Source organism: Dactylosporangium aurantiacum (assembly GCF_000716715.1).
GTDB classification, from domain to species: Bacteria; Actinomycetota; Actinomycetes; order Mycobacteriales; family Micromonosporaceae; genus Dactylosporangium; species Dactylosporangium aurantiacum.
In genome coordinates, this window is sequence record NZ_JNYJ01000008.1 from 135057 (window position 1) to 150005 (window position 14949).

Below are 14949 nucleotides of genomic sequence, written 5' to 3' on the forward strand. Positions count from 1 at the left end.
AGTGACCTCAGGTGTCACTGGTACGTGACCCGCGACTCGTCCCGCTCTGTGCGACCGCGTGCCGCTGCCGCAGCTTGTCGCGGATCTCCTCCGGCGTGTAGGCGCGCCGCCGCCGCTCCGCCCGGGCGACCACCACCCCGGTCGCCGCGACACCCACGACACCGGCCAGGCCGAGCACCTTCCACCACTTCGCCTTCATGGGCCTCTAGGGTACTGGTCGTGCAGGGAGCTATCGATCTCGACGACGCGGTGCGGATGACCCGGACGGGTGACCTCTGGGTGTTCCGCGGCCGGTCCAAGGCCGACCGGGCGATCCAGACGCTGACCAACAGCCCCGTCAACCACGTCGGCATGGCCGTCGTGCTCGACGACCTGCCGCCGCTGATGTGGCACGCCGAGCTGGGCAGGTCCCTGCCCGACATGTGGAGCGGCACCCACCAGCGCGGGGTGCAGCTGCACGACCTGCGCGAGGCCGTGCTCGTCTGGGGCCGCCGCTACGGCCAGCGCCCCTGGCTGCGCCAGCTGCACCACGAGGTCTCCCCCGCCATGGAGGAGGCGGTGCTGCGCACCATCGCCCGCCTCGACGGCACCCCGTTCCCGTCGACGGCCCGCCTCGCCGGGCGCTGGTTCCAGGGCCGCATTCCCAACATCCGCAAGCGCAACGACTCCTCGCTGGAGACCGCCTACTGCGCCGAGGTGGTCGCCGTCACCTACGAGGAGATGGGCCTGCTGCCGAAGGGCCGCCGCGCCAACTGGTACGACCCCGGCAAGTTCTGGAGCGGCGACGACCTGGACCTGCTGCACGGCGCCACGCTCGGCGACGAGATCGCCGTCACCCTGCCGCCGGCCTAGGGCACCGACCGGGCGGTCGGTGTCAGCCGCGGCGCCTGGTCAGCACGACGACGAGGAGGACGACGGCCACGGCGACGACCGCCGTGCACAGGCCGCCCAGGATCAGCAGGTGCCATGGCTTCAACGCGCCCATCAGTGCCCACTTCCGTAGTCGATGTACAGGTCGGCGAAATTCCCGTCGGTGCGGGACGCCTCGTTGCCGGTGAGCGGCAGAGCACTGTGATCAGCTCCGTCCGCCCGGGCAGACCTCAGCCGGGCAGCTTCACCGTCGGGTCGTCCGGGGGCTGGGCGAGGCGCTGCGTGGTCGGCTCCTCGCCGGTGAGGCGGATCGTGACCTGCTCGCCGATCGGGTCGCCGGCCGGCGCGGGGGGTGCCGGGGCGGCGTGCTGCACCCCGGCCAGCGGCACGGTCGGCGGTTCGCCGGGCCCGACCGGCAGGCCGCCGGCCGGGACGCCCGCGGTGTCGTCCTCGTCGTCCAGCGACGGCGGGACGACCTGGGGCACGACACGGTGCGCGGTCGCCAGGACCGAGGCGACCATGAGTCCGGCGGTGCCGGCGATGCCGAGCGCGCCGCCCGCGTAGGCGGCGAACAGGCGGCGCCGGCTCAGGTCGTCCACGGCGACGTCCAGGGCCTGGTCGGTGAGGTACAGGGCGACGGCCGCGCCGGCGAGCAGGCCCAGGGAGATGAGGCCGAGGAAGACGGTGACGTACGTGCTGGGCGGGCCGTACTGCACGCCGCCGTGCCGGCGCTGCGCGACGACGATGAACAGGCCCGCCGCGCAGGCCCAGCCGCCGACGATCAGCAGCGCCGACACGGCGTCGCTGGGGCGGTGCCAGCCCGCCGAGAGCGTCGCGACGCCGGCCAGCGCGGCGAACGCGGCGGCGATCAGGGCTCCGGTGGCGCGCGCCTTCGCCGGCAGCACCAGGACGAACGCGACCGCCACCGACGCGGCGATCGTGGTGTGCCCGCTGGGCAGGCTGTTGCCGACGCCGGCGCGCTCGGGGTCGACGCCCAGGTCCGGGCGGGCGATGAGGGCCTTGACGACCTGGGTGGTCACGTTGGCGCCGGCGATGAGCAGCACCGCGCCGACGGCGAGGGCCACCCGGCGGCGGATGAGGGCGATGAAGCCGACGGTGACCGTGGCGACGGCGAGCGACAGGATCGAGATGCCGTTGAGGACCCGGTCGACGATCGTCTCGACGCGGGCCCGGCCGATGCTGTTGCCCGTGAGGGCTATGTAGTCCAGCAGCTGCCCCTGTTCGGTCTGCACGAACACGTGCCACACCTGGCGGAAGCCGTAGACCTCCGCGGCGCCGAGCACGAGTAGCCACAGCACCAGCCCGAACGGCCATCCACGCATGGCGAGGAACATAGCCGATCCCGGCGGCGGACAAACGTGGCGGCTGACCGCTATGCGTGGTCGCGCACCGATCGGGGTAGATGGTCGTTGCTGTCGACGTGGAGGAGGCGGGGATGATCACCAGGGTGCGGCCGGTCGGGGTGCTGGTCGGCTACGCGGTCGAGGCGGTCGACGGCCCCGTCGGCACGATCCACCGCGGCACGTACGACCGGGGGCGGCTCGTCGTGCTGTCCGGCAGCGGCGTGCAGGTGACGTTGCCGGTCGACGCGGTGCAGCGCATCGACCACCGGCGGCGCACCGTCTACCTCGGGGTCAGCCGGGCGTCGGTCGCGGGCGGCTGAGCGTCCGCGGCGGGTCGCCGGGCGACCTCCACCCGGTCCCGACCGGCGCGTTTCGCCTCGTACAGGGCGGCGTCGGCGCGGGCGACGAGCTCGTCGGAGGTTTCCGCGCCGTCCCACTGGGCGAGGCCGGCGGAGAACGTCTGCCCCAGCGGGGTGGCCGTCATGAGCCGCCGCAGCACCCGTACCGCCTCGCCGGTGTCCGCGCCGGGCAGCAGCGCGATGAACTCCTCACCGCCGTAGCGGGCCAGGTGGTCGGTGCCGCGCAGCTGCTCGGACCAGGCCGCGGCGGCCGACTTCAGCAGCCGGTCCCCGGCCGGGTGGCCGTACTCGTCGTTGAAGCGCTTGAAATGGTCGAGGTCGAGCATCGCCACGGCGAGCCCGGCGCCGTCGCGGCGGGCCCGCTCGACGGCGGCGGGCAGCTCGGCGTTCCAGGCGCGGCGGTTGGGCAGGCCGGTCAGCTCGTCGGTGCGCGACAGCTGCCGCACCCGGGCCGTCTGCGCCTCCAGCTGCCGCAGCAGCTGCGCCATGCGGATCACGACGAGCAGGAACAGCACGATCGAGCAGATCGCGATCGGCAGCGCGTCGGTGACCTCGCCGGCGGCGATCTGGCCGAGCAGCAGCAGCGGCGCCATGAGCGAGGCCAGGGTCAGCAGGACCAGCAGCCCGGGGCCGAGCTTCGGCGGCGCGCCCGCGGACTCGCCGATGAGGGCCGCGGAGCGGTGCAGCGCGGCGTGCCCGAACAGCACGTACGCGAGCAGGAACACCGCGCCGAGGAGCCGGTGCGCGGCGGGGCCGGGCTCGACCCCGATCGTGTTCAGCACGGCCCAGGTGACGTCGCCGACGAGGAACAGGCAGGCGGACGCGGCGATCAGCCGGTACGCGGTGCTGGTGGCGCCGCCGCCGAGCAGCAGGCGGGTCAGCATCGCCAGGACCAGCACGTCGCCGACCGGGTACGCGACACCGGTGAGGTGCGCCAGCGGCGACAGGCCGGTCTCGGTGACCGCCGGGCGGATCATGAACACCCAGGCGAGCAGGCCGAGGCCGGTGGTGACGGTGGTCGCGTCGACCAGCGCGCCCCAGTCGCGCCCCTCGGACCGGCGGCGGATGAGCAGCACCAGCCCGGCGGCGACCGCCGGGTACAGCGACAGGTAGCCCAGGTCGGCCCAGCCGGGTGACTCGTACTCGGCGTTGACGTGCAGGTTGTAGCCCTCGACCAGGATGCCGGTCGCGTTGCCGAAGATCCCGGCCGCGAACGCCAGCCAGGCGGCCCGCCCGGCACCCCGGTGGCGCAGCGCGCCGGCAACCATGGCGCCGACGGCCAGGTATCCGGTCAGCGCCTGCACCCCGACCTGCCACCAGCTGCCGTCCGGCACGAGGAACGACAACGCGACACAGGTCCCGGCGGCCACCAGGTACCCCCGCAGCATCATGTCACTTAGGGTAACCGGAAAACTACAGCAGGAGGGCGGCGGTGGCGAGCATCGTGCCGGCCACCGCGACGGCGGCGCCCGTGAGCAGGAACCGCGCCGCGGGCACCCGCACCCCGCCGGCTCGGCACCGCTCCCACCACAGCAGCGTCGCCAGGGACGCCCACGGCGCCGCGAGGGGCCCGACGTTGACCCCGATGAGCAGCGCCAGCAACTGCGTGCGGTGCCCGGCACCGATGCCGCCCTCGCCGGCGATGTACGCGGGGAGGTTGTTGACGACGTTCGCCAGGCCCATCCCGGTCGCCGCGGCCCGCAACGCCCCGGCGGCGCCGGGGTCGTTGCCGATGAGCGTGCCGGCGAACCGGTCCAGGCCGTGCGCGCCGAGCGTCTCGACGACGAGGAACATGCCGGTGACGAACACCAGCAGCCGCCACGGCAGCAGCCCCGGCCGCAGCGCCGCACGGTCGCGCACCACGAACGCGCCGACGACCGCGACCGCGGCCACCCCCGACGCGAGCCACAGCGGCACCTCGAACAGCACCCCGGCGAGGAACACCAGGCACGCCCCCAGGGCCACCCGGAACAGCACCGCGTCGCGCGGCCGGTGCTCGGGCGGCGGCGTGAACCGCCGGGCGGCGCCGCGCCAGTACACCAGCCACAACGCGACGGCGGTGACACCGATCGCGGCCAGCTGCGGCAGCCACATCTGCCCCGCGAACGCCACCGGCCCCAGCCCGACCCGCCCCGCGGCCAGCAGGTTCGTCAGGTTGGACACGGGCAGCAGCAGGCTCGCGGTGTTGGCCAGCCACACGGTGGTCACGGCCAGCGGCAGCGGCGGCAGCCCGAGCCGCCGCGCCAGGGCCAGCATGACCGGGGTGAGCAGGACCGCGGTCGTGTCCAGGTTGAGCGTCATGGTGGTGACGGCCGCGAACGCGACGCAGACCGCGAAGAGGGCCACGGTCCTGCCCCTGGCCAGCCCGGCCAGCCGGTCGGCGAGCACGTCGAACACCTCGGCCTGCGCGGTCAGCTCCGCCAGGACGATCACCGCACCGAGGAACGCCAGCAGCGGCGCGATGCGCCGGACGGTACCCTCCGCCTCGGCCACCGGGAGCAGCCCGGCCGCGACGGCGGCGCCGCCCGCGACGAACAACCCGATCCCGACCCAGTCCAACACGTGCAGCCGCCTCATCGCCGATGATCTTCGCACCGCGGGCGGCCGGGCGCACGGCGGGCCCGGTCGTCGGGGCGTCCAGGCCGGGATCGCGGGTCAGGTTCGGGGCGCCGGCGCCTCGTCGGGTTCGGTGAGGGTGGCGTTCGTCCAGCGCAGCGCGGCCAGGAGGTCGTCGGCCAGGTCGGGGACGGCGGCGAGTGGCGCGTCGCGCTGGTACGTGCGCACCTCGGTCAGCACCGCGCCGAGCCGGCCGCGGCTGTGGACGACGGCCTCGGCAACGTCCTCGGTGAGCGGGAGCTGATCGGTGAGCTCGCTCGCGGGGCGGCCGAGCAGGTCGCCGATGGCCGACAGCAGGCCGACGGTGAACGCGGCCGGCCCCGAGCCGCCCTGGCGTTCGGCGACGGTCTGGCACATGCGGGCCCGCACGACCGCGTCGGTGAGCTGGGCCTCGTCGCCGTCGGCGAGGTCGGCGACCATCATCAGGGTCGCCCACTGCCGCACCTGCGGGATGCCGAGCATGACGACCGCCTGGCGGATCGACGACACCTGCTGGGGCAGGCCGTTGGAGGCGGCGTTGACGCCGCGCAGGACGCGCACGGCGAGGGCCGGGTCGCGTTCGATGGTGTCGACGGCGCGGTCCAGGTTGACCTCGTCGGTGGCGAGCTCGGCGAGCAGCCGCATGCGGGCCAGCCGGGTCGGGCTCAGGGTATGGGTGGTGATCAGGTGGGGGCGGCTCAGCACGTGCCCCTGGAACCACTGGAACTGCAGCTTGCGGGCCAGGTCGAGCAGGTCGTGGGTCTCGACCCGCTGGGCGACGAGCCGGACGCGGGGGTACCGGCGGCACTGCCCGGCGACGGCGCTGATCGCGTGGCGGTCGCCGGCCAGCATGTTGACCTTGACGTAGTGGGCGAACGGCAGCAGGCGGGCGCGGGACGCGTCGCCGGCGAAGTCGTCCACGGCGATGCGGTGGCCCTGCTCGACGAGGCGGGCGACGCCGTCGAGCACCTCGTCGTCGACGGCGACGTCGGCCATCAGCTCCAGGCCGGCGGCGCCCGGCGGGAACGGCAGCGGCAGCTCGCCGACGATGAACTCGCGGGTGAGGTTGATGAAGCAGCGACGGTCGCCGACCAGCTCGGGGATGCCGAACGCGGTGAACGCCTCCACGATGACCCGGCTCGTCGCGGCGCTGTCGCGGACGGCGGCGTGCATCGCCTCGGGTCCGTCGCGGAACAGCAGCTCGTAGGCGGCGACGTGGCCGTGCCGGTCGTAGAGTGCCTGCCGGCCGATGTGTACGGGTCGGGTGCTGTCCACGTTCGCCTATCGGCAGGTCACGGCGGCGTTGAAGGAGAGGTCATCGCCCAGTTGCGGTCACGGTGACGTGGGGCGGGTCCTGGGGGCGATGATGTGCCCGGTGTACGCCACGGCGTCCAGGTATGCCAGCGCGGTCTCCTCCACCGGCAGCGGCGCCGCCAGCAGCATCGGCAGGTCCGACGCCTCGTAGGCCGCGACGAGGGACAGCAGCTCGCCGAGCGGCCCGACGCCGTCGACCAGGGCGTCGGTCACCTCGTGGCTCAGCGACAGGCGCGTGGCCAGCTCCGCGGCGCGCTGGCCGAGCAGGTCGGCGACGGCGGAGATCAGCCCGACGGTGAACGCCGGCTCTCCCGGCACCTCCATCCGCTCGGCGATGTTCTGGCACATGCGGGCCCGGGTGATCGCGCCGGACAGCTGCGCCGCGCCGGGGTCGTCAAGGTCGCTGACCAGCATGAGCGTGGCCCAGTCGCGGAGCCGGTCGACGCCGAGGAGCAGGACCGCCTCGTGGACCGAGGACACCTTGACCGGCAGGCCGAGCGCGTCGGCGTTGGCGGCGGCCATGAGCCGCAGGCTGAGCGCCGGGTCGCTGGTGACCAGGCCGACGACCCGGTTCAGCGGGATGCCCGGGCCGACGAGGAGGCCGAGCAGCTCGACCCGGGCCAGCCGCGACGGCGACAGCGCGGTGCCGGACACGACCTGGGGGCGGCCCAGGACGTACCCCTGGAAGAGGTCGAACCCGAGCGCCCTGGTGTGCTCGAGCTGCTCCCGGGTCTCGAGGCGTTCGGCGACGAGGATGAGGTTGGGGTACTTGCGGCAGCGTTCCACGGTGGCGACCAGCTCGTCCGGCGGCGTCTCCAGCACGTCGATCTTGACGTAGGTGGCCAGTTCGAGCAGCGGCTCGTGGCCCAGGCCGAACACGTAGTCGTCCAGCGCGATGCGGTACCCCTGCTCGACCAGCCGCGCGACGGCCGCGACCACGGTGTCGTCGATCGTGACGGTCTCGAGGACCTCCAGGACGACCTGCTCGTGGTCGAAGGGCAGCGGCAGGTCCCCGACGAGGAACTCGCGGGTGAGGTTCACGAAGCACAGGCCGCGTCCGCACAGCGACTCGATGCCGATCTCGGTGAAGGCGGTGATGAGGACGCGGCTGGTGGCGTACGCCCCACGCTCGTCGGCCTCCACCGCCCCGGCGTCGCCGCGGAAGAGCAACTCGTAGCCGTGGACGTCGCCGCGCCGGTCGAAGATCGGCTGACGTCCGACGTGCACTGCGCCGGAAGCGGGGAACATACCGCACACATCGACTCCGGCGGCGCGACAATGACCCCTTTGCCGCGGAAAAGTTGCCGCGGCGGCGCCTCGCCGTGCCGCGCTCAGGCCGCCGCGGCCATCGCGTGGATCTTCCAGCCGAGGTCGGGGAAGCCGGCCGCGTCCGCGACGTGGGCGCTGGCCGTGTTGGCCGGGTCGTGCAGGTACACCGCGACCGCGCCGCCCGCCACGATCCGCCGGGCGGCCCGCGCGACGAGCCGCCGGGCCAGGCCCCGGCCGCGGGCCCGCTCGTCGGTGCCGACGGAGATCTCGACACCGGACACGTCGTGGGGTTTCAGGCCGACCCCGGCGAGGTACGCGCCGTCCTCGTCCCGGGCGACGAGCACCTCACCCGGGAAGGGGCGCAGCCAGTCAGGGATGCCGGGGGAGTCCGACGGCTCCCACGCCCCGGCGTCCGGCAGCGCGGCCGGGGCCTGCGACCAGCGGAACACGCCGGTGAAGCAGACCTGGTCGGGGCGGCCCAGCACGGCCGGCAGCCGCGCGGCGAGGACGTCGGCGGCCGCGTCGGCGGGCAGGCCGGCGACGAGGGCGGCGACCGCGTCGCGGTGCGCGGGTGGCACGGACAGCACCCCGCGCCCGCCGGCGTCGGTGACCCCGAGCATCAGCTGCTCCGCGCCGTCCCAGCGGGGCTTGTCCCGGGCCGGGTGGCCGACGACGGCGATCCCCGCCCCGGGCGGGGGCCACGCGCCGAGCCAGACCTGCAGGAACCTCGTCAGCACGAACGCCTCCGCGGAAAGGATCGAGAGCCCAGCCAGGACCACATCCTAGGCGCTCGATCCTTTCCAGCAGGTCCCCGACAGCAGACCGAAGGCCGACGCAAGGCCGACGCAAGGCCGACGGAAGGCCGGCAACAGCGCCGTCAGCCGACGAGCAGTACCTCGGGCGCGTCCTGGGGCGCCGCGACCCCGGCGGCGAAGTTGCGCTGCACCTGCGCCGCCTCGGTCGTGCTGGGGTTGGCGTTGGTGCACGACACCGGCGCGCTGCTGCCGGACATGAGGTCCGAGCACAGCCCGGTCCGCCGGTCCGGCAGGCCGAGGATGTGGCCGAACTCGTGCGTGGCGATCCGCAGCGGGTAGTAGCCGTCGACGACGGCCTCCCGCCCCATGTACCAGCGTCCGTTGCCGAGGCTCGTGGTGTACGTCCTGGGCCAGCCGTTGTCGGCGTAGACCCGGATGTTGGGTGTCCGGCCGGCGGTGACGGGCACCAGCCGGACGTTGCTGACCCGGCCGTTCCACACGGTGGCGGCCTGGTCGACCACCGCGACGAACTCCTGCGCCTGGCTCGCGTCGTAGTAGAGGGTACGGGTGGCCGCGTGCGCGGGTGCCGCGCCGGCCAACTGGACGCCGACCAGTGCCGCGATGGCGAGCAGCACGGTGGCGAATCTGCGTCTGAGCATGCCCAGAGGCTAGCTTTGCATAGACGGCAACCGATATATATCAGTCAGCTCATACCAGTACCCCGGCCACCGCCGCCACGACGGTGGCGGCCTGGCGGCGGCCGGTCTCGGCGGCCGCGGCGCGCCTGGCCGGGTCGAGCACGTTGCGGCCGATCGCGGCCTTCGCCTCGGCGTCGGGGGTGACCACGACGGAGCGCACCCCCGCGCCGAGCGCGGCCAGCTCGGTGGCCACCCGCCCGGAGCGGCGCAGCGACGCCGTCGACGGGGCGAGCACCACGACCCGGTCGTGGCCGCGGGCGAGGTGGACGTTGGCGGCGGAGCGGGACCCGCCGTCCATGTACCGCCGGCCGCCGATGGTGACCGTGGGCCAGACGACCGGCACGGCGCAGCTGGCCGCGACCGCGGAGACCAGGTCCACCCCGCTGTCGCGGTCGAAGGCAACCTCCTCGCCGGTCTCGGCGTCGACGGCGGTGATCAGCACGCGCGGCGCGTCCGGCCACTCGTGACTGGGCAGCCGCCCGGCGATGACGTCGCGGCGGACCTGTTCGTCGACGGTGTCCGCGGTACGCGCGGCGTGCCCCAACCGGCGCAGCGCCTGCCGGTCGTCGCCGGGGCGCAGGCCGGCGGCGGCGTAGCGCAGCATCGTGCCGGCCCCGAAGTGCGCGGCGATCTCCCCGGTGGCGGGCCGGCGCTGGCGCTCGTACAGCTCCTCGACCGGCACGCCGCTGGTCACCTGGGCGGCGACGACCGCGCCGGCGGACGTGCCGACGACCAGGTCGGCCCTGGTGAGGTCGACGCCGGCGGCGGCCAGGCCGGCGATGATGCCGGTCTCCCAGGCGACGCCGGTGACGCCACCGCCGCCGAGGACGAGCGCAAATGAGGGGTGAGGAGGCATGCGGCAACTGTAGGGTTCCGCGAATGCGTGAGCTCGTCGTGCTGGGGACCAGCAGCCAGGTGCCGACCCGGGCGCGCAACCACAACGGGTACTTCCTGCGCTGGGACAACGAGGGATTCCTGTTCGACCCCGGGGACGGCACGCAGCGGCAGATGTCGCACGCGGGGGTGCCGGCCACCGACATCACCCGGATCTGCCTGACGCACTTCCACGGCGACCACTGCCTCGGGCTGCCCGGGGTGGTGCAGCGCATCTCGCTGGACAACGCCCCGCACCCCGTGACGGCGCACTTCCCGGCGAGCGGGCGGGTGTTCTTCGACCGGCTCCGGCACGCGTCGGTCTTCTACGACGCCGCGGACATCCGTCCCGAGCCGGTCGGCGGGGACGGCCCCATCGTCACCACTCCGACGTGGTCGCTCGAGGCGAGAGCCCTGGACCACGGCATCGACACGTACGGCTACCGCCTGGTCGAGGCCGACGGCCGGCGGATGGTGCCGGAGCTGCTGCGGCGGCACGGCATCGCGGGCCCGGCGGTCGGCGCGTTGCAGCGCGACGGCGCCGTGACGCTCGACGGCCGGACGGTGACCGTCGAGGAGGTCAGCGTGCTGCGACCCGGCCAGCGGTTCGCGTTCATCATGGACACCCGCCTGTGCGAGGGCGTGACCGCCCTGGCCGACGGCGCCGACCTGCTGGTGATCGAGTCCACGTACCTGGACGTGGACGCCGGTCTGGCCGCGGCGCACGGGCACCTGACGGCAGGTCAGGCGGCCCGGGTCGCGGCCGATTGCGGGGTGCGCACCCTCGTGCTCACCCATTTCTCGCAGCGTTACGACGACCCTGAGCGCTTCGCCGACGAGGCGGCGAAGGTGTTCGACGGTGAGGTCGTGGTGGCGGAGGACCTGGCCCGGGTCCGGGTGCCGGCCCGCCGCCCCTGAACGTTCAGGGACCTCACCCTGTACTTGTCACGCCCTACCGGCTGCTCCCGGGTCAGTCGCACTCGCGGCAGATCGGGGCGCCGTTCTTCTCGCGGGAGAGCTGGCTGCGGTGGTGCACGAGGAAGCAGCTGGAGCAGCGGAACTCGTCCAGCCGCATCGGCACCACCGGCACGGTCAGCTCCTCGTCGGGAAGCTCCGCCCCGGGCAGCTCGAAACCGACCTCGCTGTCGTCGACGTCGACGGACGGCGACTGGGCGTTGGCCCGCCGGGCGGTGAGCTCTTCGAGGCTGTCCTCGGCGAGGTCGGTGCCGACGGGGTGGCGTGGCGCGTCGTAGTCAGTGCTGATGGCCATGGCGTTCACCCTCTCTTGGTGACTGTGGTTGTGTAACGAACGCCGCCGGCCTCGGATGTGTTCCCCGACCGACATGAATGAATACCGCCGGGACCAAATCGGTCCACTGTGGACATATCAACAGCGTTGGCGCCCACGAGGCTACCTCGCCCGGCTGGCCGTTCGCGGTGTTTTCGGATTCTGGTTTCCGACGATCGCGGCGGCGGCCGCGCGGCCGGACAGCCAGGCCGCCTCCACCCTTGGCCGGCCATACCCGTCGCCGGCCAGATACACGCCCTCCACCTGCGCAAACGCCGATGCGGCGGGCTGGGCGGGGCGGGCCGCCGGCCAGCGGCGCGCGGTCACGGCGACCGCGGCGTCGGGCAGGTCCAGCAGCTCCCTCACGGCGGCCTCAACGTCGGCGACGGCCGATTCCATGGCGAAACCCGGTGTGGTGTGCGCCACCAGGACCGGTGCACCGTCCCCGCGCCGCGACCCGTCGTCACAGACGGTGGTGAGCACCGGGTGATCGTTGACGAAGGCCCCGGTCAGCGGCGCCCAGCAGCGGCGGCGGTAGCGCAGCGCGACAGCCAGGGACGGCTGCCAGTCCTGCGCCTCGGCGAGGGGCGCCGCCGCCGGCAGCAGCGCGGCCGCCTGCGGGGCGGGCATCGCCAGCACCACCGTGCCGTCCAGCACTGTCAGGTCTTTGACAGCTACCCCACAGGTCACATCAAGCCCGGCCGCGAGGTCCACGGCGAGGGACGCCAGCCCGCCGGGGGCGGACCACCGCTGCGGGACGGCCGCGCCGGCGGGGTGCGGGCGGTGGCCGTACACCGCGAAATCGGGACCGGACCAGGGGCGCGCCAGACCTTCGTCCTGCCAGCGGGCCACGACCGCCCCGAACCCGGGGTCGGTGACGGTGAAGTAGGCCGCGCCCAGGTCCACCGGGCGGCCGTCCAGCACGTCGCCACCGAGCCGACCGCCGGGCGCCGCGGCCCGCTCCAGGAGCCGCACCGGCACGCCGGCGTCCCGCAACGCCCCCGCGCACGCCAGCCCCGCCACACCCGCGCCGACCACCACCACCGCCATCGGCCCAGTCTCGCAGGATGCTTAGGCTCTCGGGATGAACCTTCCACAGCGGGCCCGGGTCGTCGTCATCGGCGGAGGGGTGATCGGCACGTCGGTCGCCTACCACCTGGCGAAGGAGGGCGTGACCGACGTGCTGCTGCTGGAGCGCGACCGGCTCACCGCCGGCACCACCTGGCACGCGGCCGGGCTGATGGTGACGTTCGGGTCGCTGTCGGAGACCTCGACGCGGATGCGGCAGTACACCCGCGACCTGTACGCGTCGCTGGAGGCGGAGACCGGCCTGTCCACCGGGCTGCGGCAGTGCGGGTTCATCGAGGTCGCCGCCGACCTCGGCCGCCTGGAGGAGTACCGGCGGGTCGCCGCGTTCAACCGGCACCTCGGCGTCGACGTGCACGAGATCTCCCCGAAGGAGGTGCTCGACCTGTTCCCCCTCGCCCGTGTCGACGACGTCCTCGCCGGGTTCTACGTCGCCGAGGACGGCCGGGCCAACCCCGTCGACGTGACCATGTCCCTGGCCAAGGGCGCCCGGCAGCGCGGGGTCCGCATCATGGAGGGCGTCGCGGTCACCGGGGTGCTGCGCGCCCGGGGCGCCGTCACCGGGGTCCGCACGCCGTTCGGCGACGTCGAGGCCGAGACCGTGGTCAACTGCGCCGGCATGTGGGCGCGGCAGCTCGGCGAGGACGCCGGGGTCAGCATCCCGCTGCAGGCCGCCGAGCACTACTACCTCATCACCGAGCCGATCGACGGGGTGCACGCCGGGCTGCCGGTGCTGGAGGACCCCGGCGCCTACGGGTACTTCCGTGAGGAGGGCGGCGGGCTCATGATCGGCCTGTTCGAGGGGCAGGCGGCGCCGTGGTCGGTGCGCCGGGTGCCGGACGACTTCTCGTTCGGCACGCTGCCGCCGGACTGGGACCGGATGGCGCCGTACCTGGAGGCGGCGATGGACCGCATCCCAGTCACCACCACCGCCGGCGTGCGCACCTTCTTCTGCGGGCCGGAGAGCTTCACCCCCGACCTGGCGCCCATCTTCGGCGAGGCGCCGGAGCTGCGCGGGTACTTCGTGGCCGCCGGGCTCAACTCGATCGGCATCCTCACCGGCGGCGGGATCGGCCGGGCCCTGGCGCACTGGATCGCCGGCGGCGAGCCCGACGTCGACGTGACCGGCATGCACATCGACCGGCTCCAGCCCTACCAGCGCAACCTGCGGTACCGGGCGGAGCGCACCGTCGAGGCGCTCGGCATGGTGTACCAGACGCACTACCCCCACAAGGCGATGCGCTCCGCGCGGGGCGCCCGGCGCTCACCGCTGCACGACCGGCTCGCCCCGCTCGAGCCGTACCTGCGCGACGTGTCCGGGTGGGAGATGCCGGACGTGTACGGCTTCCCGGGCGTACCGAAGCCGTCGTGGTCGCGGCCGGAGTGGTTCCCGCAGTGGGCGTCCGAGCACCGCGCGGTCCGCGAAGGGGTCGCCGTCATGGACATGTCGTTCATGGCCAAGTTCCTCGTCCAGGGCCGCGACGCCGGCGAGGTGCTGGAGCGGCTGTCGGCCAACCGGGTCGGCGGCGGCCTGGTCACCTACACCCAGTGGCTCAACGAGCGCGGCACCATCGAGGCCGACCTCACCGTCACCGAGCTGGCCGAGGACCGGTTCTGGGTGGTCGCGTCGGACACCGCGCACCGGCACGTGCTGGCCCGGCTGCAGCGGCACACCGCGGACCGGCACGCGTTCGTCACCGACGTCACCTCGGCGTGGGCGCAGCTCAACGTGCAGGGCCCGCGGTCGCGGGAGCTGCTGGCGGCGGTCAGCGACACCGACGTGACGATGCCCTTCCGGGGCGCCCGGGAGCTGGAGATCGGCTACGCGCGGGTGCTCTGCCTGCGCATCACGTACGTCGGCGAGCTCGGCTACGAGCTGTACGTGCCGGCCGAGCAGGCGGTGCACGTGTACGACCGGCTCGTCGCGGCCGGCGCCGACGTGGGGCTGCGCCACGCCGGGCTGAAGGCCCTCGCCAGCCTGCGGCTGGAGAAGGGGTACCGCGACTACGGCCACGACATCGACAACACCGACGACCCGCTGTCGGCGGGCCTCGGGTTCGCCGTCGCGTTCGACAAGCCGTCGTTCATCGGCCGGGACGCGGTGCTCGCCCTGCGCGACGCGGGCCCGCCGCGCCGGCGGCTCGTGCAGATCCTCGTGACGGACCCGTCGGCGCTGCTCTTCCACGGCGAGGTCGTGCGCCGCGACGGCCGCGACGTCGGCTACGTGCGGGCCGCGTCCTACGGCCACACCCTCGGCGGCGCGGTCGGCCTGGCGTTGCTCGACGCGGGCGCCGACGGGCTCGACCAGGCCTGGCTGGACGCCGGGGCGCTCACGGTGCTCGTCGCGGACCGCGAGTACCCGGTCCGTGCTTCCCTGCGTCCGCTGTACGACCCGACGAGCGCACGGGTCCGCGCCTGACGGCCGGCTCGCCGCTCTGGTGGTCCCGGTCCTGGGGCGCTCCGGCGGCGCGCCGGTCC

The 14949-nt window shown here is 74.0% G+C and carries 14 protein-coding genes and 1 pseudogene; 4 read left to right on the plus strand and 11 right to left on the minus strand.

Annotation, left to right across the window (positions count from 1 at the left end):
- Positions 1–7: 7 nt before the first annotated feature.
- Positions 8–199 carry a hypothetical protein gene (locus tag OP18_RS11580; protein ID WP_033358794.1) on the minus strand — a complete coding sequence of 64 codons (192 nt, stop codon included), beginning with the start codon at positions 197–199 and terminating at the stop codon, positions 8–10.
- 20 nt (positions 200–219) lie between these two features.
- On the opposite strand from OP18_RS11580, the gene OP18_RS11585 reads away from it, so the two are divergent.
- Complete coding sequence (locus OP18_RS11585; RefSeq protein ID WP_033358795.1) at positions 220–852, plus strand: hypothetical protein; 633 nt, start codon at positions 220–222, stop codon at positions 850–852.
- A 494-nt stretch (positions 853–1346) separates the two neighbouring features.
- Here OP18_RS11585 and OP18_RS11590 read toward each other — a convergent pair.
- Positions 1347–2213 (minus strand): annotated as a pseudogene (locus OP18_RS11590) (phosphatase PAP2 family protein); the annotation flags it as partial.
- 80 nt (positions 2214–2293) lie between these two features.
- On the opposite strand from OP18_RS11590, the gene OP18_RS11595 reads away from it, so the two are divergent.
- Positions 2294–2554, plus strand: a complete 261-nt coding sequence (locus OP18_RS11595) for a hypothetical protein (RefSeq protein WP_156089447.1) — start codon at positions 2294–2296, stop codon at positions 2552–2554.
- Here the strand turns inward: OP18_RS11595 and OP18_RS11600 are convergent.
- The 7 genes from OP18_RS11600 to OP18_RS11630 all read right to left on the minus strand — a co-directional run bounded on the left by OP18_RS11600 (position 2515) and on the right by OP18_RS11630 (position 10080).
- Positions 2515–3984: a GGDEF domain-containing protein gene (locus tag OP18_RS11600; RefSeq protein ID WP_245635345.1), complete on the minus strand. Its 1470-nt coding sequence runs from the start codon at positions 3982–3984 to the stop codon at positions 2515–2517. The genes OP18_RS11595 and OP18_RS11600 overlap by 40 nt on opposite strands.
- 22 nt (positions 3985–4006) lie before the next feature.
- On the minus strand, positions 4007–5170 hold the full coding sequence (locus OP18_RS11605) for an ArsB/NhaD family transporter (RefSeq protein ID WP_052386555.1): 1164 nt from the start codon (positions 5168–5170) through the stop codon (positions 4007–4009).
- Positions 5171–5248: 78 nt separating this feature from the next.
- Entirely contained in the window at positions 5249–6463 is a 1215-nt protein-coding gene (locus tag OP18_RS11610; RefSeq protein ID WP_052386556.1) for an EAL and HDOD domain-containing protein, read from the minus strand.
- Between the two features lie 57 nt (positions 6464–6520).
- A complete protein-coding gene (locus tag OP18_RS11615) occupies positions 6521–7729 on the minus strand; it encodes an EAL and HDOD domain-containing protein (RefSeq protein WP_162189776.1) in 1209 nt (402 codons plus the stop codon).
- A gap of 104 nt (positions 7730–7833) precedes the next feature.
- Positions 7834–8508 (minus strand): GNAT family N-acetyltransferase, encoded by a 675-nt coding sequence (locus OP18_RS11620; RefSeq protein WP_033358942.1) that lies wholly within the window; start codon positions 8506–8508, stop codon positions 7834–7836.
- A 140-nt stretch (positions 8509–8648) separates the two neighbouring features.
- Entirely contained in the window at positions 8649–9185 is a 537-nt protein-coding gene (locus OP18_RS11625; protein WP_033358798.1) for a snapalysin family zinc-dependent metalloprotease, read from the minus strand.
- A 49-nt stretch (positions 9186–9234) separates the two neighbouring features.
- Positions 9235–10080 (minus strand): patatin-like phospholipase family protein, encoded by an 846-nt coding sequence (locus tag OP18_RS11630; protein WP_033358799.1) that lies wholly within the window; start codon positions 10078–10080, stop codon positions 9235–9237.
- A 23-nt stretch (positions 10081–10103) separates the two neighbouring features.
- On the opposite strand from OP18_RS11630, the gene OP18_RS11635 reads away from it, so the two are divergent.
- The gene (locus tag OP18_RS11635) at positions 10104–11015 is read left to right on the plus strand and encodes a ribonuclease Z (protein ID WP_033358800.1); all 912 of its coding nucleotides are present in this window, start codon (positions 10104–10106) and stop codon (positions 11013–11015) included.
- Between the two features lie 52 nt (positions 11016–11067).
- Here the strand turns inward: OP18_RS11635 and OP18_RS11640 are convergent, their stop codons facing one another.
- Both OP18_RS11640 and OP18_RS11645 read right to left on the minus strand, forming a co-directional pair.
- The gene (locus OP18_RS11640; protein WP_033358943.1) at positions 11068–11361 is read right to left on the minus strand and encodes a DUF4193 domain-containing protein; all 294 of its coding nucleotides are present in this window, start codon (positions 11359–11361) and stop codon (positions 11068–11070) included.
- A 147-nt stretch (positions 11362–11508) separates the two neighbouring features.
- Positions 11509–12429, minus strand: a complete 921-nt coding sequence (locus tag OP18_RS11645) for an NAD(P)/FAD-dependent oxidoreductase (protein ID WP_052386602.1) — start codon at positions 12427–12429, stop codon at positions 11509–11511.
- A 40-nt stretch (positions 12430–12469) separates the two neighbouring features.
- Between OP18_RS11645 and OP18_RS11650 the strand changes: the two genes are divergently transcribed.
- Positions 12470–14890, plus strand: a complete 2421-nt coding sequence (locus OP18_RS11650; RefSeq protein WP_033358801.1) for a GcvT family protein — start codon at positions 12470–12472, stop codon at positions 14888–14890.
- The last annotated feature ends 59 nt before the right edge of the window (positions 14891–14949 follow it).